This window comes from Bacteroides salyersiae WAL 10018 = DSM 18765 = JCM 12988 (genome assembly GCF_000381365.1).
Lineage (GTDB): Bacteria > Bacteroidota > Bacteroidia > Bacteroidales > Bacteroidaceae > Bacteroides > Bacteroides salyersiae.
In genome coordinates this window covers 1885005-1908074 of the sequence record NZ_KB905466.1, presented here as the reverse complement: position 1 = coordinate 1908074, position 23070 = coordinate 1885005, and the positions used below count along the sequence as shown (strand labels likewise).

Annotated in this window: 15 protein-coding genes and 1 tRNA gene; 3 read left to right on the top strand and 13 right to left on the bottom strand. The window is 45.1% G+C overall.

The window, feature by feature from the left end:
- Positions 1 to 57: 57 nt before the first annotated feature.
- The 7 genes from HMPREF1532_RS07270 to HMPREF1532_RS07245 all read right to left on the bottom strand — a co-directional run bounded on the left by HMPREF1532_RS07270 (position 58) and on the right by HMPREF1532_RS07245 (position 9278).
- A complete protein-coding gene (locus HMPREF1532_RS07270; protein ID WP_005927007.1) occupies positions 58 to 3111 on the bottom strand; it encodes a SusC/RagA family TonB-linked outer membrane protein in 3054 nt (1017 codons plus the stop codon).
- Between the two features lie 210 nt (positions 3112 to 3321).
- Positions 3322 to 3483 (bottom strand): hypothetical protein, encoded by a 162-nt coding sequence (locus tag HMPREF1532_RS21500; protein WP_005927004.1) that lies wholly within the window; start codon positions 3481 to 3483, stop codon positions 3322 to 3324.
- Between the two features lie 15 nt (positions 3484 to 3498).
- Positions 3499 to 4404 carry a carbohydrate kinase family protein gene (locus tag HMPREF1532_RS07265; RefSeq protein ID WP_005927002.1) on the bottom strand — a complete coding sequence of 302 codons (906 nt, stop codon included), beginning with the start codon at positions 4402 to 4404 and terminating at the stop codon, positions 3499 to 3501.
- Positions 4405 to 4470: 66 nt separating this feature from the next.
- Positions 4471 to 4552, bottom strand: a tRNA-Leu gene (locus HMPREF1532_RS07260).
- A gap of 84 nt (positions 4553 to 4636) precedes the next feature.
- Positions 4637 to 5641 carry a S41 family peptidase gene (locus HMPREF1532_RS07255; RefSeq protein ID WP_005926999.1) on the bottom strand — a complete coding sequence of 335 codons (1005 nt, stop codon included), beginning with the start codon at positions 5639 to 5641 and terminating at the stop codon, positions 4637 to 4639.
- 65 nt (positions 5642 to 5706) lie between these two features.
- Positions 5707 to 6546 carry a DUF3316 domain-containing protein gene (locus HMPREF1532_RS07250; protein ID WP_373133582.1) on the bottom strand — a complete coding sequence of 280 codons (840 nt, stop codon included), beginning with the start codon at positions 6544 to 6546 and terminating at the stop codon, positions 5707 to 5709.
- Positions 6547 to 6596: 50 nt separating this feature from the next.
- Entirely contained in the window at positions 6597 to 9278 is a 2682-nt protein-coding gene (locus HMPREF1532_RS07245; RefSeq protein ID WP_005926994.1) for a DNA gyrase/topoisomerase IV subunit A, read from the bottom strand.
- 360 nt (positions 9279 to 9638) lie between these two features.
- On the opposite strand from HMPREF1532_RS07245, the gene HMPREF1532_RS07240 reads away from it, so the two are divergent.
- The 3 genes from HMPREF1532_RS07240 (at position 9639) to bamJ (ending at position 13092) form a co-directional block, all read left to right on the top strand.
- Positions 9639 to 10784 (top strand): AAA family ATPase, encoded by a 1146-nt coding sequence (locus HMPREF1532_RS07240; RefSeq protein WP_005926991.1) that lies wholly within the window; start codon positions 9639 to 9641, stop codon positions 10782 to 10784.
- Positions 10785 to 10912: 128 nt separating this feature from the next.
- Complete coding sequence (locus HMPREF1532_RS07235; RefSeq protein ID WP_005926988.1) at positions 10913 to 12454, top strand: glycine--tRNA ligase; 1542 nt, start codon at positions 10913 to 10915, stop codon at positions 12452 to 12454.
- A gap of 11 nt (positions 12455 to 12465) precedes the next feature.
- Complete coding sequence (gene bamJ, locus HMPREF1532_RS07230) at positions 12466 to 13092, top strand: BamJ family beta-barrel-assembly machinery protein (protein ID WP_005926985.1); 627 nt, start codon at positions 12466 to 12468, stop codon at positions 13090 to 13092.
- 1025 nt (positions 13093 to 14117) lie between these two features.
- Here bamJ and HMPREF1532_RS07225 read toward each other — a convergent pair.
- The 6 genes from HMPREF1532_RS07225 to HMPREF1532_RS07200 all read right to left on the bottom strand — a co-directional run bounded on the left by HMPREF1532_RS07225 (position 14118) and on the right by HMPREF1532_RS07200 (position 23068).
- Positions 14118 to 15884, bottom strand: coding sequence for a serine hydrolase (locus tag HMPREF1532_RS07225; RefSeq protein ID WP_044097427.1), 1767 nt, complete (start codon positions 15882 to 15884; stop codon positions 14118 to 14120).
- A 92-nt stretch (positions 15885 to 15976) separates the two neighbouring features.
- Positions 15977 to 16804, bottom strand: coding sequence for an N-acetylmuramic acid 6-phosphate etherase (murQ, locus tag HMPREF1532_RS07220; protein WP_005926980.1), 828 nt, complete (start codon positions 16802 to 16804; stop codon positions 15977 to 15979).
- A gap of 22 nt (positions 16805 to 16826) precedes the next feature.
- Positions 16827 to 17663 (bottom strand): ATPase, encoded by an 837-nt coding sequence (locus HMPREF1532_RS07215; protein WP_005926978.1) that lies wholly within the window; start codon positions 17661 to 17663, stop codon positions 16827 to 16829.
- Positions 17660 to 18823 (bottom strand): acyltransferase family protein, encoded by a 1164-nt coding sequence (locus HMPREF1532_RS07210; RefSeq protein ID WP_005926976.1) that lies wholly within the window; start codon positions 18821 to 18823, stop codon positions 17660 to 17662. The genes HMPREF1532_RS07215 and HMPREF1532_RS07210 overlap by 4 nt, the downstream gene beginning before the upstream one ends.
- 37 nt (positions 18824 to 18860) lie before the next feature.
- Complete coding sequence (locus HMPREF1532_RS07205; RefSeq protein WP_005926974.1) at positions 18861 to 21827, bottom strand: FAD-binding and (Fe-S)-binding domain-containing protein; 2967 nt, start codon at positions 21825 to 21827, stop codon at positions 18861 to 18863.
- 2 nt (positions 21828 to 21829) lie between these two features.
- Complete coding sequence (locus HMPREF1532_RS07200; protein ID WP_005926972.1) at positions 21830 to 23068, bottom strand: exo-beta-N-acetylmuramidase NamZ family protein; 1239 nt, start codon at positions 23066 to 23068, stop codon at positions 21830 to 21832.
- Between the last annotated feature and the right edge of the window lie 2 nt (positions 23069 to 23070).

The window sequence follows — 23070 nt, the reverse complement described above, 5'->3', positions numbered from 1 at the left end:
TCTCTTTCTCTCTCTTTCTCTCTCTTGCTTTCTCTTTCCTTCTCCCTTCTCCCTTTTTTAAAAAGTCAGGTTGATTCCGAACGTATAAATCGCCGGTACAGGATAACTGCCGTTGTCCACTCCGAAGGCGATGGCCGAACCTCCTAATTCCGGGGTGTATCCGGTATTATGTTTCCATGTTTTCAGGTTTTGCACGTTGAAGTACATTTTCAAGGCCTGCAAACGTATCTTGGAGATGAGAGCCTTATCGAAAGAGTATGCCAGTTGCAGGTTACGGATACGGAAGAACCGTCCGCTCTCTACATAATATTCCGAATTTTCCCGGTTGATGGCATGTTTCGTATTCAATAGCGGCTGACTGTTTGATGTCCCTTCACCATGCCAGCGGTCCAACCGTTGCTCCATGTAGTTGAACTGGGCGAAGTTGTAATTATCCCAGGTACGGTAAATCTGATTACCTCCTTGGCCCATCATTTCAATGCTGAGATCCCAATTTTTATAGGATACGCCCAGCGAAAGTCCGTAAGTGACATCGGGAGTCGGGTCACCGATCATCGTACGGTCTTCCGGAGTAATCTTGCCGTCACCGTTCACATCTGCGAATTTCAGGTCTCCCGGAGTGACGGTAGCCAGTGTGTTTTCGGGAGAAGCGTCAATGTCCGCTTTCGATTGGTATACTCCGTCCACTTTGTAACCGTAGAAGTAGCCGATGGGGTATCCGGCCATTGTGTAACTTTGATTCTTGTCACCGGCTATGATTGAATATCCTTCCTGCACGAGACTTTTTACCTTATTACTGATGGTCGTCAGGTTGGCACTGATGGAGTATCCCCAGTCGCCGATCTGGTCGCGCCAAGTAGCTGCAAGTTCCACACCGCTGTTTCTGATCTCTCCTAAATTACCGATGCCCGGAATGGTGCCGGCGATGCCCGGGACTTCCGCAAGCAAGTCTTTGGTATTCTTTTTGTAGAAAACTCCTTCAAAGTGTAACCGGTTGCGCAGCAGGTTGGTTTCGAAGCCTACTTCCCAGGCTTCTACCTTTTCCCAGCGTAAATCCGGATTCGGGAGGTAGGCCAGTTGATATCCCGGGTAGATGATGGACGGCTTGCCGAAAACGGCGGAAAAGGCATTCTTCAAAAGCGGTTCTGCCGGATAAGCGGAACTTAAATTCTGATTACCTAAAGTACCCCATGAACCTTTCAATTTCAGCATATCCAACCAACTGATATCTTTCATGAATTCTTCTTCGCTTATCAGCCAGCCTGCGCCCACGGAATAGAAGTTCTGCCACTGGTTTCCGGTGTACGAGAAAGCTGACGAACCGTCCCGGCGGTAAGAACCGTTGAACAGATATTTTCCTTTATAATTATAGATCACGCGGGCCAGCATGGATACGGTGGTTCGCTCCCACTGTGTACTTCCGTTAGTGGCGGTAGCCGCATCGCCGATACTGACGAACCATTTATCGGGATCATCGGGGATAACAAGACCGACTCCCTGTTTACGAGCTCCGTCGAGTCTGCTTAGCGAGTTGTAATAAGTTGTGAAACCGGCTGTAGCAGTAAGGTTATGTGCGCCGTCGGCAAAACTGTTGGTGTATGTCAGTACATAATCGCTCTGTACCTTCGTCTCATTCTGCTTAAACTGGCTGACTTCTGTCTTACCGGTTCCCAAAGTCGAAACATTTCCTTTTACCGTCGGGTCGTATACCTTAATAATAGGTATATAGGTTCGTCCGTTGTCCGATGCATAATCCATCGAGAAGGTGGCGCGTGCCGTGAAATGCTTCAAGAAATTTAGCTCTCCGTATACACTGCCCGAAGCCCGGTAATTTTCGGCTTTAGTGGTATTGGCTTTTAATGTTACATCCACCATCGGGTTGTTCATCTGCGCTTTCTGGAATTCGGGCAAGGCGGTGTAAAGACCGTATTCTGCATTGTACACCGGTGCCACCGGAGTGGTACGGATGGCTCCTAACACCTGTTTGGCATCGGCAGGCAACATACGTGCCCCGTTGAATTGGAAACCTACTTTGAAGTGGTCCGTCACTTTGTATTCATTGCTCGCATTGATCGTCACTTTGCTGAACTTCTCATGCTTGATGTTGCCCTGCTCGTGCGAATATCCTACACCCAAATAGAAACTGTGTTTCTCCGAGGCACCTGTGATGCTGATGTTATTGTTGGTAATAAATCCTGTTTGGAATATTTCATCCTGCCAGTTTGTATCGGCATTCCAGTTGCTGAAATCGAAAAGCGGGTTCTCTTCGTTGGTAAGCTGCTCGGTGTACAGCTCTTTAAATTGTTCGGCATTGGTCATGGCAATCTTGTCCGTCACTGATTTCCAGCCGAAAGAGGTATTGATATTTACCCTTGTCTGTCCCTCTTTGGCCTTTTTGGTGGTGATGATGATCACGCCGTTTGCACCACGTACTCCGAAGATGGCCAGTGATGACGGGTCTTTCAGGACTTCCATCGATTCGATGTCTTCCGGATTGAGGAAGTTGATATTGTCGTTGAAGAGTCCGTCTACGATATATAAAGGTTTGTAACCGTTGATGGAGTTTGTACCCCGGATACGAATCTCCGGATCGTCTCCGGCACGTCCGTTATTGATAATTTGTACTCCGGCTATTTTGCCCTGTAAGGATGATAGCGGATTGGTAGCGGGCTTGTTGGCAATCTCTTCACCTTTTATATTGGTGATAGAGCCGGTCAGGTCACGTTTTTTGGCGCTACCATATCCGATGACAACAGTTTCGGCCAGCATTTGCGAGTCGTCTTTCATTACGACGTTGATCACTGTCTGCAGTCCTACGCGGATGTCTTGTTTCTGCATGCCGACGTATGAGAATTCAAGCACATTTTCCGGCATCACGGAGATAGAATAGTTGCCGTCGAGGTCGGTAACGGTTCCGCTTGCGGTACCCTGTATCAGTACCGAAACTCCGATCAGGGGTTCGTTCTGCGCGTCGGTTACCGTACCCGTCACCGTTTTTGTCTGGGCAAATAGGGGTGAAGCGGTTAGTAACAGACATGCCAAGGCAAGGATACTCCTTAGCCAGGAAAGTTTCTTCTCTTTAAGAAGAGGTTGTAAAGGTTTAGGTCTCATTGCATCAAATTTTACTATTATATGAACTACTTTATTAGAATGTTTTTTCATCCGCCTTCCGTATTGAGCGACGGCAAAAATATTAAAGTGAACAAATAAGTAGTAAAAAAGATTAGGGCAAGCGTGTTAATACTGATTTTTAACACTGAGAGGGGGGGATTAATGGGAGAAGGGAGAGGGGAGAAGGAAGAGCTTTTTAGGCGATGAGTTTTATCTTATTGGAACGGTGAGTTTCATACTGCTGGAACAATGAGTTCCAATCGCTTGAATCAAACGGAAGAAAGAGAGGAATGTAATAGGCTGCGCTATTATGCTGCATAGCACTTCTCCCCTCTCCATTTTCCCTTCTCCCATTAACTTCCTTTTTTCCATTAACTCCCCTCTTTTTTAGAGGGAAAAACAGGGAAGTATCTCTTTGGCATGTCTCATGCAGTGGAGTATGTCTGCTTCTGTTCCGCAGAATGGTCCTGATTTTTCTATTTTTAGTGTAGACATTGCAGCAGCAAAACGCCCGGCTTCTTCGATGCTTGCTCCGGCTGCCCGTTGATAAAGGTAGCCGATAGTATAGGTATCCCCGCATCCGGTGGCATCTGTGATAACGGCCGGTTCATATGCCGGGATCTGATGGAATGTCTTACCATCGAATATTACCGAACCCATACTGCCGAAAGTCAGTAATACTTCTTTGACACCCCATTCATAAAGCTTTCGGGCGGCTTCCGTTACACTGTCATATCCGGTCAATACTTCCATTTCGTGCTCGTTGACTTTCAGAAAATGTACATATTTCAGTGCTTCTTTCTTTTCCGGCCAGTCCACCGGATACACGCGGGTATTACGTACTTCACGGAGGTAGCCCTGCGAGTCAACGGCTACCAGTCCTTTCCCGGCTAGGTGTCTGATGACATCCACGGGAAAGTCATCGGCCAGCAAGGATCCCAAGTGATAAATATCCGCTTCAATTTCTTTTAAATATTGTGAGGTGAACGGATCTGCTTTGGCAAGCACCCTTTGTGTACGGTCATTTTGATTTTCTCCGTATATGTTTTCGAAATAGACGGAATGTTTGCTGGGGAGGGCTGTTACGTTGATACCGGCGTTGCGCATTCTTTCCACCACATTCAACTCACTTTCTCCTACGGCAGTAACCAGTCTATAGTCGGTATTGTTGAGATGGCGCATGGCATATGAACAATAATAAGCTGTTCCTCCCGGCATGTAAACTGTAGATTGCGGGGTCACTACTTTATCCAGGGTGATATGTCCGATACAACAGAGGGTCTGTTTCTTCATTATTCTGTTCCTTTTATTGAATGAAAAAGCCTCCAAGAGTATTTCTTGAAGGCTTTTTAGTTTTTGTGCGGATGATAGGACTCGAACCTACACGTCGCAAGACACCAGATCCTAAGTCTGGCGCGGCTACCAATTACGCCACATCCGCAAACTTGTTGTGGCTAATTTTTCTTTAGCGGTGCAAAGATAGATATATTTTTTGTTTTCCCAAACGAATGCGAAAGAAAAGTGTTTATTTCAGTAATTCCCGTGCTTTTTCTATGATCGTATCGATGCCTTTTACCTCATCTTCCGACTTCATGTCTATTTTTACATCCGGGTTGATGCCCCATTCGATCTGGTTCATGTCCCGGTCGAAATGAGGACTTGCAGAAAAGCGGACTGTCCATCCGTTGGGTAACTCCGATGAAAAAGGCATGCCTGAACCGCCCCCTGTCTTGTCGCCTACAATTACTACATTGGGCAGACATTTCATGTGTTTCACAAAGTCGTTGGTAGCACTATATGAATGCCGGTTGGTAAGCACGGCTACTTTCTTTTCCCAACGGATGTTTTTGGATGCTTCCAGATAGATGGCATAAGGCCTTGAAAAATCGTGATGTCCGGGTCCTGTTTTATGCTGGATGTATCCGGTCAGTATTTTTTCATTGGTGAAACGGGAGGCTATCTGGGTTGAGTTGGTTGCGTTGCCCCCGGAATTCTGACGGACATCGAAGATCAGCGCCTTACAATCGGCCAGATAAGAGAATACCACGTCCAGATCGCTGTTGCCAATACCGTCGGCAAACGTTTCATAATAGATATAGCCGATGTTATCACTTAATATCCTGTATTTGAGGCCTGCAATCTGGCGGTAATTCCGTCCCAGATAGTGGGTGTTCTCAATGAGCGATTCGTTGAAATTGACCGGAGAATCGGTCCAGAAGTCAAAGTGACTTTGATTCTCTTCGGAAGTCAGATTGACATGTCCGTCTTTGAGTTCGTACAACATATCGTTCAGCACTCCGAATAATTCCTGATTACTCATTTCCGGATAAAGCCGGCTGCGGTATTCCGTTCCGATGGCATCCCAATCGATATCCTTGTAATCGAGAAAACAGTATTTCTCATCAATTATCTTCCATAGCTGGTCGAAGTTCCCCTCCGGATCATTGACGTACTCTTCCTCTCTGATGCAGGCCGTCAGCCCAGCCAGACAACAGAAAAGAATCCATATCCTCATTACTCCCTTTTTCATCTCTTTCAACTAAATTTATTATCCGCCCGTTGGATGGCGTCGCCAATTCTCCCTTCTCCCTTTAATTAATACGCTCTCACCGCCGCCGGCAATGGGGTCCCGTTTTTATTCCGGATCAGATACAGGTCTTTCACGAACCCTACCATGAATACATGTGAGTAAGTATGTGTCTTGATATTGTTGACGTCCGATTGTTGCAGATCAGCCATGTAACTGAACCGTAACTTGGCATACCGGACCGGAAAATCGATCGACAACATCTGGCGTACGGAAGGTTGGTTGTGTAATGAAGTGAACTGTATTACTCCGTCGGAATTCCCTAACGTGAAAATCTCATAATAAGATTGTCCGTAGTGAGGTGAGAACATGGCCCCCACTACCGGTACATTCACCTGATAGCGGAACGTCAGAGGATAATTCTTTATTTTTGCATGCCAGATGGCCATTGCAGAAGCATCCAGATTGATGAATGCTCTTGCCGAAGCCGGGTTGTTCGTATTGCGCAGGTTGTATACGAATCCACCGTTTATATCTGCCAACGCACCGGCCAGTAGCTTAAAGTTTTCGGTGATACGAAACTGATAATGCAGCCCGTAATTCCAATTCACCAGACCGTTGAATGTGTTGTTGTTTTCTGCATGGTTGTGTGTATACCCTATATTGGCCTGAAAAAAGTTTTGTACGGATACATTTCCGTCCAATAGCTTGGTCATGCGCATGGTTTCCCGGGAGATACGGAAGTCTATTCCTTTGTATTCCTGCGGTGACAGATAGGTGTCGAAGACATTGGTATAGCCAATTCCATACATGGTGGCACGCGTGACGTAGCGATTGGCCTGCTGCGAATCTGCCTGTGCATATATTCCATCACAAAGAGCAAGCAGGCAACAGCCGATCAGCCCCATTTTTAATAGTATGTTCCTTTTCATTGGCAACCCAATTAATTTTAAATGAATCAGAACAGTTTCATCTGTCCCGTCATTTCGTCCAGTATGTCTCCTTCGCTTTTACCGTGATCCGGGTCCAGTATTTCCGGTTCTTCCTCATTCTCTTCTGTTTTATCCGGTGCCGGAGGATCCGGGAAGCGGGTAGGCTCCAATTCATTGATTGTTTCCACAGTATATGTGGTGATACGTTTTCCTTTTGCCTTAAAGCCTTTCACGGCAATAAATTCATCGGCCTCGATGACCATCGGATCGCGGAAACTATCATGTCCGCCAAAGATAACTTCCAGGCGCGGATAATATTCATCTGTCAGCAGAATCAGTTGGGTCGCTTTGTTGTCTCCCAGATAATTTTGCTTACGGGTGGTACTTTCGAAACAGAAGCGTTTCAGATACGGATAGTTCTGTTGGTCGGCATCGTATAAGGCTGCCGTCCACACCTTGTTACCGTCGAATTTCTCAACGATGCTTACATTGTTTTCATAGTGATTGCTCACGTCGAAATTTGTCGTATAGAATTCGCCGGTGTTCAGAACTACCAAGATGCTGTCGTCACTTTGGAATTCTCCCAGATATTCGCCTCTGCCGTCATAGTTGAGACGCAGTACATCCCGGTCGAACCAGACTTTTCGTCCGCCCAAAGTAGAACCGCCTCTTTGTTTCAAGGCTATTTTATGTACCGGCAGGCGTGTCAGGATAACACCTTGTGCTTGACGGCTCTTGATACCCACTTCGCTGAAGTCGCGCTCGAAGATGATACGGCGTACACGTGGATTGGGTTTTAGGGTTATCTTTATGATTTCGGCTTCTCCGTTAGGGTTGGCGCTGAAATAGGTAATCCGTGATTCCGGAGTTCCCTGAGTGACGTCATACTCACGGTCGCGTACGATGGAGGTCACGGCAAAACGTTTGATATAGGTCGTTCCCTCTTTTCCGTCGCGGTAGGCCACGTTGTAGATGGTACGCTTGTCGTTTTTCTTGAATACGTTGACGTACAATACATTCTTACCCACGAATTTCTTATCGGCAACCGGTGTTATCATGTACCTGCCATCCCGATAGAAAATGATCACATCATCCAGATCCGAGCAACAGGCCACAAATTCGTCTTTCTTCAAAGCTGTTCCGATGAAACCCTCTTCCCGGTTGATATATAGCTTCTCGTTTGCTTCTACCACTTTGGTTGCTTCGATGGTGTCGAAGTTACGTAATTCTGTCCGGCGTGGGAAGTTTTTACCGTATTTGTCTTTCAACATCTGGTACCAGTCTATCGTATATCCCACGATATTGGCCAGATGTGCATCTATTTCGGCAATGTCCGATTTCATTTTGGCAATGATTTCTTCCGCTTTGTCTGTGTTGAATTTCAAGATGCGTCCCATCTTGATCTCCATCAGTCTCAGTATATCTTCTTTTGTTACCTCACGGATGAATTGCGGATAGAAAGGCGTCAGCCGGTTATCGATGTGCTCGCATGCGGCATCCATATCTTTGGATTGTTCAAACTCCTTGTCTTTGTAGATACGCTCTTCAATGAATATCTTTTCAAGGGAGGCGAAATGCAGGCTTTCCTGTAATTCGCCTTTGTGTATTTCGAGTTCCTGCCGAAGGAGGGCGAGCGTGTTGTCAACCGATTTTTTCAGTACATCACTGACTTTGAGGAAGTGCGGTTTGTTGTCGTCGATGACACAGCAGTTGGGTGATATGCTTATTTCACAGTCGGTGAAAGCATACAATGCATCTATTGTCTTGTCCGAAGAGGTACCCGGTGCCAGGTGTACCAGAATTTCTACATTGGCCGATGTGTTGTCGTCTACCTTGCGAACTTTTATTTTTCCCTTATCTACAGCTTTCAGGATGGAATCTATCACTGTGGAGGTTGTCTTTCCGTAGGGAATCTCTTTGATTGCTAAGGTTTTGTTGTCTACTTTGTCGATTCGGGCACGTATCTTTACCGAACCGCCGCGTTCTCCGTCGTTGTATTTGGATACATCGATGGAGCCGCCTGTCTGGAAATCCGGATATAGCTTGAAATCCTCTTCGTGCAGATAACTGATAGCGGCATCGCACAACTCATTAAAATTATGCGGTAATATTTTGGAAGAGAGTCCGACGGCAATACCCTCTACGCCCTGTGCCAATAGCAAGGGGAATTTTACCGGCAATGCGATCGGTTCTTTGTTTCGTCCGTCATACGATAGCTTCCATTCGGTTGTTTTAGGATTGAATACTACCTCGAGGGCAAATTTGGAGAGACGCGCTTCGATATAACGGGGAGCTGCCGCACCGTCACCGGTGAGAATATTACCCCAGTTTCCCTGACAGTCGATGAGCAGATCTTTCTGTCCCAGTTGTACCAATGCATCTCCGATGGAAGCATCGCCGTGCGGGTGAAACTGCATGGTATGTCCTACGATATTGGCAACTTTGTTGTAGCGTCCGTCGTCCAAACGTCTCATGGAGTGTAAGATACGGCGTTGTACCGGTTTTAGTCCATCAATGATGTGGGGCACGGCGCGTTCCAGAATCACGTACGAGGCATAGTCCAGAAACCAGTTCTGATACATGCCTGTAAGTTGATGTTTTACGCTTTCGTTATGTGAGTCCGCCGGCTTATAGTCCGAATGTCCTTCGCTCCCTTCCGGGAGCTCTTTGTCCAAGTCGTCTTTCGGTGCTTCAAAATCTTCGCTCATATTGGTTTGGGAATTGTCTGTTCAAGATTAACTGATTTTCTCAGTTGCAGGCAAAAATACAAAATTTATCGGGAAAAAATGCAAATCATTCTAAAAAACAAAAGTGAACCCGATAAGCTTGGACAAATGAGAGGATCCTATACTGGAAATGGAGAATTAAGAAGGGGTGTATCTATCTGTCCCTGTGTTTATGTTCTAATGATGGTGTTTGGCTTGGTACATATAAATGTGGATGGACAAATTTAATAAATTCCCGGATATGCTGTCTCATAACGTTAAAAGTGAAGTGATAATTGTTTAATTCAACTGAAATTGCGTATTTTGCGTTACGTAAAATGCGTTACGCAAAATATGGAATGTATGAAAGACAAACAAAAAAATATCGAATTGAAGAATCCGTTCCTGGTGTATGGATACGTGAGTCCGCATTACTTTTGTGACCGTGAAGAGGAGAGCAGAAAGATGCTTTCGGCTCTGAGTAATGAACGTAATGTCACCTTGATAGCTCCCCGGCGCATTGGAAAGACGGGGTTGATAAAGAATGTATTCTATCTGATGCGACAACAGGAAGTAGGTGTTTCCTGTTTCTATATGGATATATTTGCAACGCGTGATTTACCTTCGTTTGTACGCTTGTTTGCGGAGACCGTACTTGGACAGCTTGATACACTTAGCGAAACGGTGCTTCATAAACTGACCTCTTTTTTTCGTTCCTGTCGTCCGGTAATCAGTGCGGATCAGTTGACGGGAGCACCCACCGTTTCATTAGATTTTGTACCGGATAAATCAGAACAGACGTTGAAAGAGATCTTAGATTATATGGCAACATCCGGTAGAAAATGCTATGTGGCTATTGATGAATTTCAACAGATAACTTCTTATTCCGAGAAAGGGACCGAGGCTTTACTTCGTTCCTATATCCAATTCCTGCCGAACGTACATTTCATTTTTGCAGGTAGTAGCCGGCATTTGATGGAGGAGATGTTTACTTCTGCCAAACGTCCTTTTTATCAGAGTTCACAACTGATGGTGTTGTGTGAAATAGAAGAAAATACCTATTACTCTTTTGCGGCCACTTTCTTTGAAAAGAGAGGAGGAAGGTTGGAGAAAGAGGTTTTCGGCTGGATATACAAACGCTTTGAAGGGCATACTTGGTACATGCAGGTTTTGCTTAATCGGCTATACGAGCAGTACGAAACCGTTACTGATATCCGGCAGGCAGAATTCATACTGGCACAGCTGTTGGAGGAGAATACCCCTGTTTATCAGAATTTTATATCTCTGCTTACCGATAACCAATTGCAACTGATGCAAGCCATTGCCAGAGAGGGGAAAGTAGCAACGCCGAACAGTGGAGAGTTCGTTAAGCGTTATGGGCTGAAAGCTTCCAGCAGTGTGAATACGGCCTTGAAATCCCTGCAAGAGAAAGAATTGGTTTATAAGTCTGACAAAGGTTATATCGTATACGACCGCTTTATGGCATTATGGCTGGCAACATTGCCATGACTTCTCTTCGGAAGTGGTAAATAAGATAAATTAATACCCCCGGCACCCTATTTATAAGATAAATAGCTATCTTTGTGGCGCTTTTTAGCTGAATAATGATTTCAATTTAATTAAAGATACAACAAGAAATGGCACAAGAAGACGTTTTTAAGAAACTCGTATCACATTGCAAAGAATATGGTTTCGTATTCCCCTCAAGTGATATTTATGATGGATTGGGAGCTGTGTATGACTATGGTCAAATGGGTGTTGAACTCAAAAATAATATAAAGAAATACTGGTGGGATAGCATGGTGTTGCTGCACGAAAATATTGTCGGCATCGACTCCGCTATTTTTATGCATCCTACTATCTGGAAAGCTTCCGGACACGTCGATGCATTCAACGATCCGTTGATTGACAATAAAGATTCTAAAAAACGTTATCGTGCAGACGTGCTTATCGAAGATCAGCTTGCCAAATACGATGATAAGATCAATAAAGAGGTAGCTAAAGCTGCCAAGAAATTCGGTGATGCTTTCGATGAGGCACAATTCCGTGGCACAAACGGCCGTGTCCTTGAGTATCAGGCTAAACGCGACGCCCTTCATACTCGCTTTGCGAAAGCGCTGAACGATAATAATCTGGATGAGCTTCGCCAGATCATCGTAGATGAAGAGATTGTTTGCCCCATTTCCGGAACGAAGAACTGGACGGAAGTGCGTCAGTTCAATTTGATGTTCTCCACAGAGATGGGTTCTACTTCGGATGGTGCCATGAAGATCTATCTGCGTCCGGAAACGGCACAGGGTATTTTTGTGAACTACCTCAATGTTCAGAAAACAGGTCGTATGAAAGTTCCTTTCGGTATTGCACAGATCGGTAAGGCATTCCGTAATGAAATTGTGGCCCGTCAGTTCATTTTCCGTATGCGTGAGTTTGAACAGATGGAGATGCAGTTTTTCGTAAAACCGGGCACTGAGCTGGATTGGTTCAAGAAATGGAAAGAGATCCGTTTGAAGTGGCATAAAGCCCTTGGCTTTGGCGATGATCACTACCGTTATCACGATCACGATAAATTGGCGCACTATGCCAATGCTGCTACCGACATTGAATTCCTGATGCCGTTTGGCTTTAAAGAGGTAGAGGGTATCCACTCCCGTACCAACTTCGACCTTAGCCAGCATGAGAAGTTCTCCGGCAAGAGCATCAAGTATTTTGATCCGGAATTGAATGAATCTTATACTCCGTATGTAATTGAAACTTCTATTGGTGTGGATCGTATGTTCCTCAGCATTATGAGTGCCGCATATTGTGAAGAACAGCTTGAAAACGGTGAAAGTCGTGTAGTACTGAGACTGCCTGCTGCTCTTGCGCCTGTGAAGTTGGCTGTGATGCCGTTGGTGAAGAAAGACGGACTGCCCGAAAAGGCCCGTGAGATTATTGACGATCTTAAGTTCCATTTCCACTGCCAGTATGATGAAAAAGACAGTATCGGTAAGCGTTATCGTCGCCAGGATGCCATTGGTACTCCGTTCTGTGTAACTGTCGATCATCAGACATTGGAAGATAATTGCGTAACTTTGCGTAATCGCGATACTATGCAACAGGAGCGTGTGGCTATCTCTGAACTGAATAACATCATTGCCGACAGAGTAAGCATTACTTCGCTTTTGAAAACAATCCAATAAAACCTTGACGAATGAATAAAAAAATCTATTTATTACCAATTCTTTTACTGGCTTTAGTTTTTGTTTCTTGTGAAGAAACAAAAGAGGTGAGCATATATGATAACTGGCAAGAACGTAACGAAGCGTTTATTGATTCTCTGAGAAATGAATTTATGACGAACCGGGAAGTAAGCGGATTAGATACTATTCATTTGTTGAGCGCTCCAGATGATTATATCTTTTATAAGGAGAAAACTCCAGTAAAGAATGAGCCTGAGAACCCTGATAATATATATGAGTATATCGAGGGATATGTATTGGAAGATATTCAACCTTATTATACGGATAGTGTATATACATATTATAAAGGTACTTATATAATCGGTACCAGATTTGATGGCTTTACAGGGAAGAACCCTACAGTGTTTGATTCACCGAGTAGATTTTATGTGAATAGTGTCGTTACAGGCTGGTCTGAGATGCTTCAACGTATGAAAGTTGGAGAGCGTAGGGAGATTTATATTCCTTGGAAATATGGTTATGGTGCAAGTGGCTATGGCAGTATTCTTGGCTATTCTACGTTGGTATTTGATGTGCAATTGTATAGCATTGAGAATCGTAGTTCAAATGCACTGTCAGTACTGGATATAGAAGAATAATAGATTTTTGTATATGAAAAAGTTACGAGGGTGTGTCAAAACTAAAATGACCACTCTAAAAAGTTATAGATTGTAACTAACAATTATAAAAGAGCCATATCAAACTCTGTTTTTGAGTAATAATATGGCTCTTTTCATCATTGATTTAGGGAGTCAAGTTTCAGATTAAAAGTTGTCCTTTCATCAAATTACGTTTTGACACACCCTCGTTTTTGTAATCTATTTGTTCCATAGATGTTTATGAAATCATTAAGAAAGGAGGGGATTTGATGATTTGGGATATTTGATGTTGTGTGTTTGGAAGACTAACAACAAAAAGATTAAACTCAAAATGTTGGTTTTCAGCAATAGTAACTCCAGTCCATGTGGAAAGATTTAGCATCTTTTTTTCAAAGTGTAGCATCTTTCAAAAAAAGACGTAGCAAGCTTTAAAAAAAGACTTGATATCTTTTATTGAAAAATGTAGCAGGTTTCAAAGAAAGATATAATATCTTTTTTTGCAAGCGTTTTCTTATTTCTTCAGAATACCTGTTCTATATATTTCTACCCCCTTCATCGGCTTCACCTTTTAGACTTAAACTCCTTGTTCATCAGAGATACAGGGTGAAGGTATACTCCGGATTTCCAAGCATCGTGCTCATTGTTCGTGCGCCCGGTGCTTATTGTCCATACACTCGGTGCTTACGGACCGTATGCCCGATACCTGAGAGGTATTGGTATGTAGATGAGAAGACGGGAATAACCCTTCACCCTGTATCTCTGATGAACAAGGAGTTTAAGCCCAAAAGGTGAAGCCGGTGAAGGGGGGAATTCTATGTGGATAATGCGCCAAAAAAATCAAAATAAATACTAACAGTATCATTTTCGATTCCTTGAAAGAGGGAACTCGTCGGTAACCTAATTTGAATAATTCATGATCAGTAATAAGCAGTTAAGTAGTAAACTAATAGAACCACATCAGATGAACTATTTTTACTAAGCTACTTGACACTTATTACTTGATTACTGTCTATGAATCATTCAGGTTAGAGATATTTCCTTAATTTCTTACTCCATATTTTATATCCTTCTTCCGTCAGATGCAGTCCGTCATTGGTCAGTTCTTTCCGCAATACATTGGTTCCTTTCTCTGTAAAGAGGGGGAAGAGATCGATAAAAGTTATTTGACGGGATACAGTTAGGTCCTTCAATTGTTGATTGATTGCCGGTACAACGTCTGTTTTCCCGATCATGGTTTTGTATTTACATACGGATTCGTTGATGGGCAGCAGGCTTTGGAGGTATATCTTTGTTTGGGGGGATTCCTGTTGTATCCGGTCTATCAGACGGGTGATAAGTGTCACAACACTGTCTGCTGAAAGGTCGTGGGATACATCATTGATTCCGATCAGAAGGAAGAGCTTGGCCGGATGTCCGGGGAGTATTTGATGCAGACGGTCGTACACTCCCATAGCTTCGTCTCCGATGATGCCACGATTACGGACATTTTTCTTTTTCAGGCGGGCCCCCCAGTCTTTTCCGGCTTCTGTGAGACTATTGCCCAGCATGACGATGTCTTCCGGGCCGATAGCCGGTTCTTCTTCGAACTGAAGGAAACGTTTGTAATAATGGTCTGTATAGGTGCGTTCGGTAGGGTAGATAGATGCTGCTACGGCATTGGCTACCAATGAACGGAGGCGTATTGCTTTGCCTTTATCGTCCGGATGTACGCTGTTGGTCAATAAGATGACAGAAGTATCGCTATCCGGGTCGAGGATGATGGAAGTACCTGTATAACCGGTATGCCCGTAAGTGTTCGGACCGAAAAGGTCACCGTGGTTGGAAGCATACGGTGAAAAGATGTCCCAGCCCAAACTGCGTCCCAGCGCGCTAACCTGACGTGGGATGCTCCGCATGGCTTTTACCCCTAAAGGACTTAGTATGCGATGTCCGTTGTATTCGCCGTCATTCAACAACATGGCGGATAGTATGGCCAGATCGTTGGCATCGGAGAAAACACCGGCATTGCCTGAGATACCACCGTTCATGATGCGCGCCAAAGGATCGTGAACCACTCCTTTCAGAACGCTGCCGTCTTTTTGTTTTTCAGTGGGGGCACAATGTTCCAGTATTTCTCCTGTGGGGCAATAATCGGTGTGGCTCATACCTAACGGATCAAATATATTGGCTTTGGCAAAATTGCGGAGGCTCTGTCCACTGATGGTTTCGATGATATGTTGCAAGGCGATGTAGTTGAGACAACTGTATTGAAAATCACTTCCGGGCTTGAAAACGGGTTTACAGCCGGCTATGTATTCGATGAGTCCTTCCGGATTGGGAGAGCCGTACTGCTCGACCAGTTTGTTTACGGGAGCATATGCCGGTAGCCCGGAGGTGTGTGTCAGAAGGTCGGTGATACGGATCTCTTCGGAAAATGCCGGCAGGTAGAGATTTACCGGGTCTGTCAGACGGAGTTGTCCCCGTTCGGTAAGGATAAGGGCACAGATGGCGGTTGATATGGATTTACTGACGGATGCCATGTCGAATACAGTATGGGTATCCATAGGTTCACGGGTAGGAAATGTCTGTTTACAGCCATAGGCTTTCAGATAAGCTAATTTTCCGTGACGGACAACGGCAAGTACGGCACCAGGAATGTCTTTGTTGTTTATTGCTTTTTCGATCGCTTGGTCGGCGTATGTGAGATGGCGGGAGTTCATTCCGACTTGTTCGGGAGCGACACGTTGTAGCGGTTGGGCTGAAATTTGAAAAGTGAACAGGAATATGTTCAGGATGACAAACAGTGTTTTCATGTGGATAGTGTTCGGGTGAGGAATACAGATGAACGTAAATAGAATACTGTTTTTTCGCAAATTTACGTTCATCTGTGGTTTTATTAATTATGTTATGGGAGCTTTGTCGTTCCCGATTTGTAAGCGTCTACTGCTTTTTTGACAGAACCATGCATCAGGAGTAATGCCTTTGCCCGGTCGTAATCCAGTCCGAGTTCTTCGACAATCATGCGTGTACCCCGGTCTATCAATTTCTGGTTACTAAGTTGCATATTGACCATTTTATTACCTTTTACACGTCCTAACTGAATCATAACGGAAGTAGTGATCATGTTCAGGATCATTTTCTGTCCGGTACCCGATTTCATACGGGAACTTCCGGTCACATATTCCGGACCGACAATCATTTCGATGGGGACATCGGCTTCCGCGGCCATTGGAGAATCCGGATTACTGGTAATACAGCCGGTCAGGATGCCATGTTCACGTGCCGCATGCAGTGCACCGATCACATAGGGGGTAGTGCCTGAGGCAGCAATGCCGATTACGGTATCTTTATCGTTAATGTTGTGTTCGACCAGTTCTTCCCATCCCCGCCGGGTATCGTCTTCGGCATTCTCCACCGGATTGCGGAGGGCGGTGTCGCCACCGGCAATCAGTCCGATAACCAATGTAGGCGGCATGCCGAATGTCGGAGGAATCTCCGAAGCATCGAGTACCCCCAAACGACCGCTGGTGCCGGCTCCCATATAGAAAATACGACCGCCTTGTTTCATGCGGGGAACGATTTGGCTCACCAGCTTTTCGATTTGCGGAATCGCTTTCTGCGTGGCAAGGGCTACTTTCTGGTCTTCTGCATTGATGTCTTCCAGTATTTCCCGGATAGACTTTTTTTCTAAATCGTTATAGAGCGAAGGCTGCTCTGATATTTTGATAAACATGTTCTGATTGATGATTTATGATTTATGACTGATGAAAGGTCATGAGACCTTGCATGGGGCTTTTGACGATGGTTGTTATTTGTATCTCTAATTCGCGGGCGGCTTCGTGCAATATGTCCTGATAGTGGTAGGCGACGGAGCCGATGAAGTGAACCGGATGATTTTTGTAATCGTATTGCATGACATTACGCTGGAAGAAAGCCTTGAAACTGCCGAGAACTAATGCATGTACGGAGGGCTCCTGAATATTTTCTGCCAGGAATGGAGAAAGACTTGCCAAGAAACGATTGGGGAACGGTTGCCGGTATACCCGGTCGATGATTTCGGGAGGAGTCAGTCCGGTCTTATTCAGGAATTTTTCTTTTAATTCCGGCGTCATCTGGTTTTTCAGCATGTCGCCTACCAGGAGTTTACCCAATACCGCACCGCTACCTTCATCACCTAAAATGAATCCTAACGGTGAAACGTTACTTGCTATTTTTTCGCCATCGTAGAAACAAGAATTGGAACCTGTACCCATGATACAGGCAATACCCGGTTTGTGTCCGCACAATCCCCGGGCAACGGCAAGCATATCCGTATTCACTTCAATACCGTTCTTGGTGTTGAGGTGTGTGGAAAGTGCATTATGCATCATCGGAACCTTATCCGGAACACAACCGGCTCCATAAAAATAAACAGCATCGAGCACGTTCGTTTCTAAATGGGGAATCAGTGCCGTAGCAATCTCATTCTCTATTTCTTCCTCTGATTGAAAGAAAGGATTCATTCCTTTCGTTACTATCTGTCGGACGAGTTGTCCTTGTCCTACAACACACCAATCGGTCTTTGTAGAACCACTATCTGCTATTAATATCATATCTTTATATATATTTTTTTCTTATACAATATGTAACCGATGCTCCAATTGAGTGCAACAAAAAGGAGCGCAAATGCCAGTGAACCCGGATAATCACCCAAAAGCGGTTGGAGGATACCTTTGTAAATGTAGCTGTGCAAACTGGTAGTCGTCCCGTCGAACGGTACGCGGATATTACCTAATAAAACGGCAAGTACTCCGGCCATGACATAGATGAAAAGCGGATTTACACCGAATGATTCGAAGAAGCGGCTCCACGATTTGTATCCTTTTACATCGATGATCCAGATGAGTAATGCTAAAAAACTGGAACCCAATCCGCAAGTGACAATGGCGAAAGTGGGCGACCATATTTTCTTGTTGATGGGGCAGCCGTAACTGAGCAGGAAGCCCAAAAAAGTAAGGATCGTGCCGATGAGGAACAACCGTCCGAGTTTCTCGTTGATGTCCTTTACTTCCATCAGCAGTTTTCCGACACAAAAGCCTATCAATACGTGGGCGATGGCCGGGATCGTGCTTAATAATCCTTCCGGATCGATTCCGTTGTCTTTATACATATGCGCTTCGCCTAATACGGCACGGTCTACGACCGAAAGTATATTGGTACTGTTGTACTCGAATCCGTTGCCGGTGACGAGCAAAATGAAGTAACCGATCAGCAGGGTCGCAATCAGGTAGGGGATATGCTTGTGCTTCATGGTCAGGGCAACGATGGCAGTTGCGCCATAGCAGAGTGCCAGCCGTTGCATAACTCCCAAAATGCGGATATGGTCGAATGTCCAAATAGATTGTCCGAGACGGGAGAAGAACGAAATTTCTTCAGCAGACAGGGAGTTCCATGTACGGCAGAACATGGAGAACCATGCAAGCCCCAATCCGATGGCGAAAATAACAATGGTACGTTTGAGTATTTTCAGAGCGGCTGAATGGCTGAATTCAAAATTGTATTTCCGGAGAGAAATATAAGTAGATATTCCCATGATAAACATGAAAAAGGGGAATACGAGATCAGTCGGTGTCAAACCGTTCCATTGGGCGTGTCCCAATGGTGCGTAGACGTACGACCACGACCCGGGGTTGTTCACCATAATCATTCCTGCGATGGTGATACCTCTCAGTATGTCGAGGGCTAAGAGGCGTTTACTGGTTGTTTTATTCATTTTCTGCAATTTTTATGTGTTAAGTTTTTTAGTTTGATCAACGGGCTTTTGTACATTCGTCTACAAGGTAGGCGATGGATACGTAAGTTACACCTGTATGGGTAGCTAATCCTATTTCACAGGTACGGCTATTGGAATATCCGGTCTGTATGCCTGCCTTTTCTAATTGAGGGCGTAGCTTACGCAGTGCATAACTATTCACTTCCGGGTGTGTGAAGCCCTTGTCTCCTGCAAAACCGCAACAGCCCACCTCTTCAGGAACGATCACCCGGGTGGAGCATAAACGTGCCAGAGAAAGGAGGGTATCGGTCAATCCCATCCTACGCATGGAGCAGGTGATATGGATAGCTACCGGACGGTCGACCGGGCAGAATTCCAACTTGTCGCGCAGGAAGGTATAGATAAACTCGGCCGGTTCATATAGCTTCATCTTCCGGATTTTTTCACGCATGCGATGCAGGCAGGGGCTTTGGTCACAGAGCACAGGGTATTTCCCTTTTTCGGAAGCTTCCCACAAGGCTTTTTCAAGTTCTGCCGATTTATGGTCGGCAATATCCGGCATACCTTTACTTTCCCAAATTGTACCGCAACAGAGTTTCTCCATATCTTTCGGAAAGATCACTTCGTATCCGGCCTTCTGCAGTAGCGATAACATCTTATCTACGAGTGGTTGCTTCTCCCTGGATTTCTTAGGAAGTCCCATCGTCTGATTAATACAGCTTGGAAAATAAACGACCTTGTTTAGCTGAGAGCTGAAAGCCTTTTTTTTAGTTGAAAGTTGAGAGTTGAAAGTTGAAAGTTGAGAGCCGGTATTGCTGTCACTTTGACTTTCCTCTCTTTCCTTCTCCCTGCTCAAATCTCCCTTCTCCCTTCTCTTATAGCTCTTGGGCATGAAAGGAGTCCATTGCGGAATACCTAACAAGTTGTGCATTCCTGTAGTGAGAGTAAGCATTGCCGAAGTACCTAATACGGTGTGTGCTGCGTTGGCTAAGGTCAACATAGGGCGCAAGCTGCTCTTTATACCGGCAAAATGGTTGGCGGCAAAGTTGCCTATGGAGTAAGCGAAGCTACCTTCCGGTAATTCCTGTTGGCGGATATAATGAGTCAGATCGCCGGTATTGATTCCCATTGGACAAGATGTAGAACAGAGACCGTCGCCGGCACAGGTTTGATTGCCGGGATAGCGGTATTGTTTTTGCAAGGTTGCCAGCCTTTGGGGATTTTCACCGCTTTCTTTGAGTCGGGAGATTTCGCGTTGTAGCACGATACGTTGGCGCGAAGAAAGAGTGAAACCGCAAGTCAGGCAGTTTACTTCACAGAAGCCGCATTCGATACACTTGTCTATTGGGCCGATATCCGGTGTACTTTTATTGTTTTCTGCCTGTTGCCGGTGGGAGCTGCCTAATAGAGGCAACGGTTTAAAATTCTTGATATGACATTGGGGATCATCGTTGAAGATAACTCCCGGATTAAGTATATTCAGCGGGTCGAAGAGTGTTTTGACGGCTTGCATCATACGATACGCTTTTTCTCCCCATTCGTATTTTACGAACGGAGCCATGTTGCGTCCGGTACCGTGTTCTGCTTTCAGTGAACCGTCATATTTGTCTATTACTAAAGTTTTGACATCATTCATCAGTTCTTCGTAGCGTTTTACTTCAGCATCCGTACTGAAAGACTGGTTGATGATGAAATGATAATTACCTTCGAGGGCATGCCCGTAGATACAGGCATCGTCATATCCATGACGGGCTATCAGTTGTTGCAAGTCGGCAGTTGCTTCAGGTAGGTCTTCGATGTGGAAGGCCACATCTTCGATGAGACTTGTGGTTCCCGGTTTCCGGGTTCCTCCTACAGAAGGGAAAATCCCGGAACGGATGGCCCAATATTTGGAGTATTCCTCCGGTTTGTCCGTAAAGTGGACGGGAATATAAGTGTTGAAGGGTTTCAGCGTTTCCTCTATGACAGCGATATTTGCTGCCAGTTCTTCTTTACTGTGTGCTTTGGTCTCTGTCAGTACGGCGGTGAGTCCTTCTCCTGTCCGATCATTGACCGATGCTAACGATTTCCAGTCGAGTAGTTCGGCACCTTTTACAATCCATTCTTTCTTTTCGTTGGTTAACTTCTTCAATGCTACTACTGCCCGGCATGCTTCTTTGATGTCTTTAAAATAGAGCATGGCGCTGGCCTTGTGCGGATAGTCGTATTCTGTGCTCATGGTGACTTCGGAAAGGAATGCAAGTGTTCCTTCCGAACCTACCATTAAGTGAGTGATGATATCGAACGGATCATCGAATGTGATGAAAGGTAATAAATTCAGTCCCGTTACATTTTTGATTGAATATTTATAGCGAATCCGGGCGCTGAGTTCTTTATCGGTACGAATTTGGTCACGCAGGGATTGAATTTGTGTGATAAACTCTGCATGCTTCATTGAAAAAGCCTGTTTGCTGGCGTCATTGCCGGTATCGAGCAAAGTGCCATCTGCCAGTATAATACGCGCAGATAATAACATCTTATCGCTGTTGGCATGTGTCCCGCAATTCATACCGGAAGCGTTATTCATCACAATGCCGCCTATCATGGCACTTTTTACTGAAGCCGGATCCGGGGCGAATTTACGTCCGAATGGCTGTAACAGTTCGTTGACACGCTGCCCGATGATGCCGGGTTGCAATGTGATCCGGTTATGATCGGGAGAAATACTGTATTTTTCCCAGTTTTTTCCGGCTATAATGAGAATAGAGTCGCTGATGGCTTGTCCGGATAAGCTCGTTCCGGCTGCACGGAAGGTTACCGGCAACTGATGTCGGGTTGCCGAACGCAATAAATCCGATATCTCCTGCTCGTTGTTCGAACGAATGACGATCTGGGGAATGAGCCGGTAGAAACCTGCATCTGTTCCCCATGCCAGCCGACGTAATTCGTCAGTGTAGATTCTTTCTTGCGGGACAAACTGTGATATTTCCTGCAGAAAGGCCTGGTACTTATTCTCCTTATCCATTTTTATTTATATAAATAATATTTTTTAGACAATTGCCGGAAGCTGTCTACATCTTTATACCAATAGTCACGAATGTCTTCCCAACGGTTATGTTTGCTGAAACGTTCGCGTATTTCATTGGAGCCGCTTACTTTATCGAACATGTCGAAACGTCCTTTGTCTGCATGATCGAATACAGTATGTTCCGGATAAAGAGCAGCCACCTCTTGCATTACCAGAAATTGTATTTCACTTAATGCAGCTTTCCGGTAATCCATAATATGCACTTGTACTCCTTGCAGATGCTCTCCTTTCCCTACGGAATAAAACGGCTTGAGATGTATCGGACGGAAAACGATACCGGGCAGTTGCAATTGATTTAGCTTGCCGGCCAGTTCTTCGGCTTTTATCCATGGGGCGGCAAACATCTGGAATGGAATGGTATAACCTACTCCGATGGACAGATAACCCAGTTCTCCGAGTATGCCCGATACCGGATAGAAGAAGGCTGAATGTGGATGCGGAATGTGGGGGGAGGAAGGAATCCATTGCAAGCCGGTTTGCACATAGTCCATCTTGCGTTTCCATCCTTTCATTTTCACCACGTGCAGATCGCACCGCTTGCCCAGCATATTTTCACCGTTCAGCATCAAAGCTAATTCGCCGCAAGTGAGTCCGTAAAGGTACGGAATCTTAAATTGACTTACAAAAGAAATGTATTTATCTTCTACCAGATTGCCTTCCACCTTTTCACCACCCACCGGGTTTGGACGGTCGAGCACGATAAATTCCTTTCCATTTTCGGCTGCGGCTTCCATGGCCACTCCCATGGTACTGATATAAGTGAATGAACGACAACCGATATCTTGTATATCGTATACTAACACATCGATGTCTTTTAGCATCTCAGGGGTTGGTTTGCGAGTCTTTCCGTAAAGTGAATAAACCGGTAGGCCGGTAGACGGATCGGCGGAGTTATCCACTTTGTCTCCGGCATGAACATCACCGCGTACACCATGTTCCGGCCCGTATAGAGCTACCAGATTCACGTTGGGGGCTTCGTGAAGGATATCGATGGTCGATTTCAAGTGATTGTCTACTCCGGTCGGATTGGTGATGAGGCCGACACGTTTTCCTTCGAGGCATTTGAAGTTCTGTTCTTTCAGAACCTCAATACCGGTTTTGATTTTTATTTTTTGTGCCTGTATGGTGAGGGACAGCAGGCAGCAGGTGCTAAGAATAATAAATCGGAATTTGTTCATAA

Excerpts from the sequence above, each read along its gene's own strand:
- HMPREF1532_RS07270 (WP_005927007.1), bottom strand. The coding sequence starts at position 3,111 with ATGAGACCTAAACCTTTACAACCTCTTCTTAAAGAGAAGAAACTTTCC.
- HMPREF1532_RS21500 (WP_005927004.1), bottom strand. The coding sequence starts at position 3,483 with ATGGAAAAAAGGAAGTTAATGGGAGAAGGGAAAATGGAGAGGGGAGAA.
- HMPREF1532_RS07265 (WP_005927002.1), bottom strand. The coding sequence starts at position 4,404 with ATGAAGAAACAGACCCTCTGTTGTATCGGACATATCACCCTGGATAAA.
- HMPREF1532_RS07255 (WP_005926999.1), bottom strand. The coding sequence starts at position 5,641 with ATGAAAAAGGGAGTAATGAGGATATGGATTCTTTTCTGTTGTCTGGCT.
- HMPREF1532_RS07250 (WP_373133582.1), bottom strand. The coding sequence starts at position 6,546 with ATGGGGCTGATCGGCTGTTGCCTGCTTGCTCTTTGTGATGGAATATAT.
- HMPREF1532_RS07245 (WP_005926994.1), bottom strand. The coding sequence starts at position 9,278 with ATGAGCGAAGATTTTGAAGCACCGAAAGACGACTTGGACAAAGAGCTC.
- HMPREF1532_RS07240 (WP_005926991.1), top strand. The coding sequence starts at position 9,639 with ATGAAAGACAAACAAAAAAATATCGAATTGAAGAATCCGTTCCTGGTG.
- HMPREF1532_RS07235 (WP_005926988.1), top strand. The coding sequence starts at position 10,913 with ATGGCACAAGAAGACGTTTTTAAGAAACTCGTATCACATTGCAAAGAA.
- bamJ (WP_005926985.1), top strand. The coding sequence starts at position 12,466 with ATGAATAAAAAAATCTATTTATTACCAATTCTTTTACTGGCTTTAGTT.
- HMPREF1532_RS07225 (WP_044097427.1), bottom strand. The coding sequence starts at position 15,884 with ATGAAAACACTGTTTGTCATCCTGAACATATTCCTGTTCACTTTTCAA.
- murQ (WP_005926980.1), bottom strand. The coding sequence starts at position 16,804 with ATGTTTATCAAAATATCAGAGCAGCCTTCGCTCTATAACGATTTAGAA.
- HMPREF1532_RS07215 (WP_005926978.1), bottom strand. The coding sequence starts at position 17,663 with ATGATATTAATAGCAGATAGTGGTTCTACAAAGACCGATTGGTGTGTT.
- HMPREF1532_RS07210 (WP_005926976.1), bottom strand. The coding sequence starts at position 18,823 with ATGAATAAAACAACCAGTAAACGCCTCTTAGCCCTCGACATACTGAGA.
- HMPREF1532_RS07205 (WP_005926974.1), bottom strand. The coding sequence starts at position 21,827 with ATGGATAAGGAGAATAAGTACCAGGCCTTTCTGCAGGAAATATCACAG.
- HMPREF1532_RS07200 (WP_005926972.1), bottom strand. The coding sequence starts at position 23,068 with ATGAACAAATTCCGATTTATTATTCTTAGCACCTGCTGCCTGCTGTCC.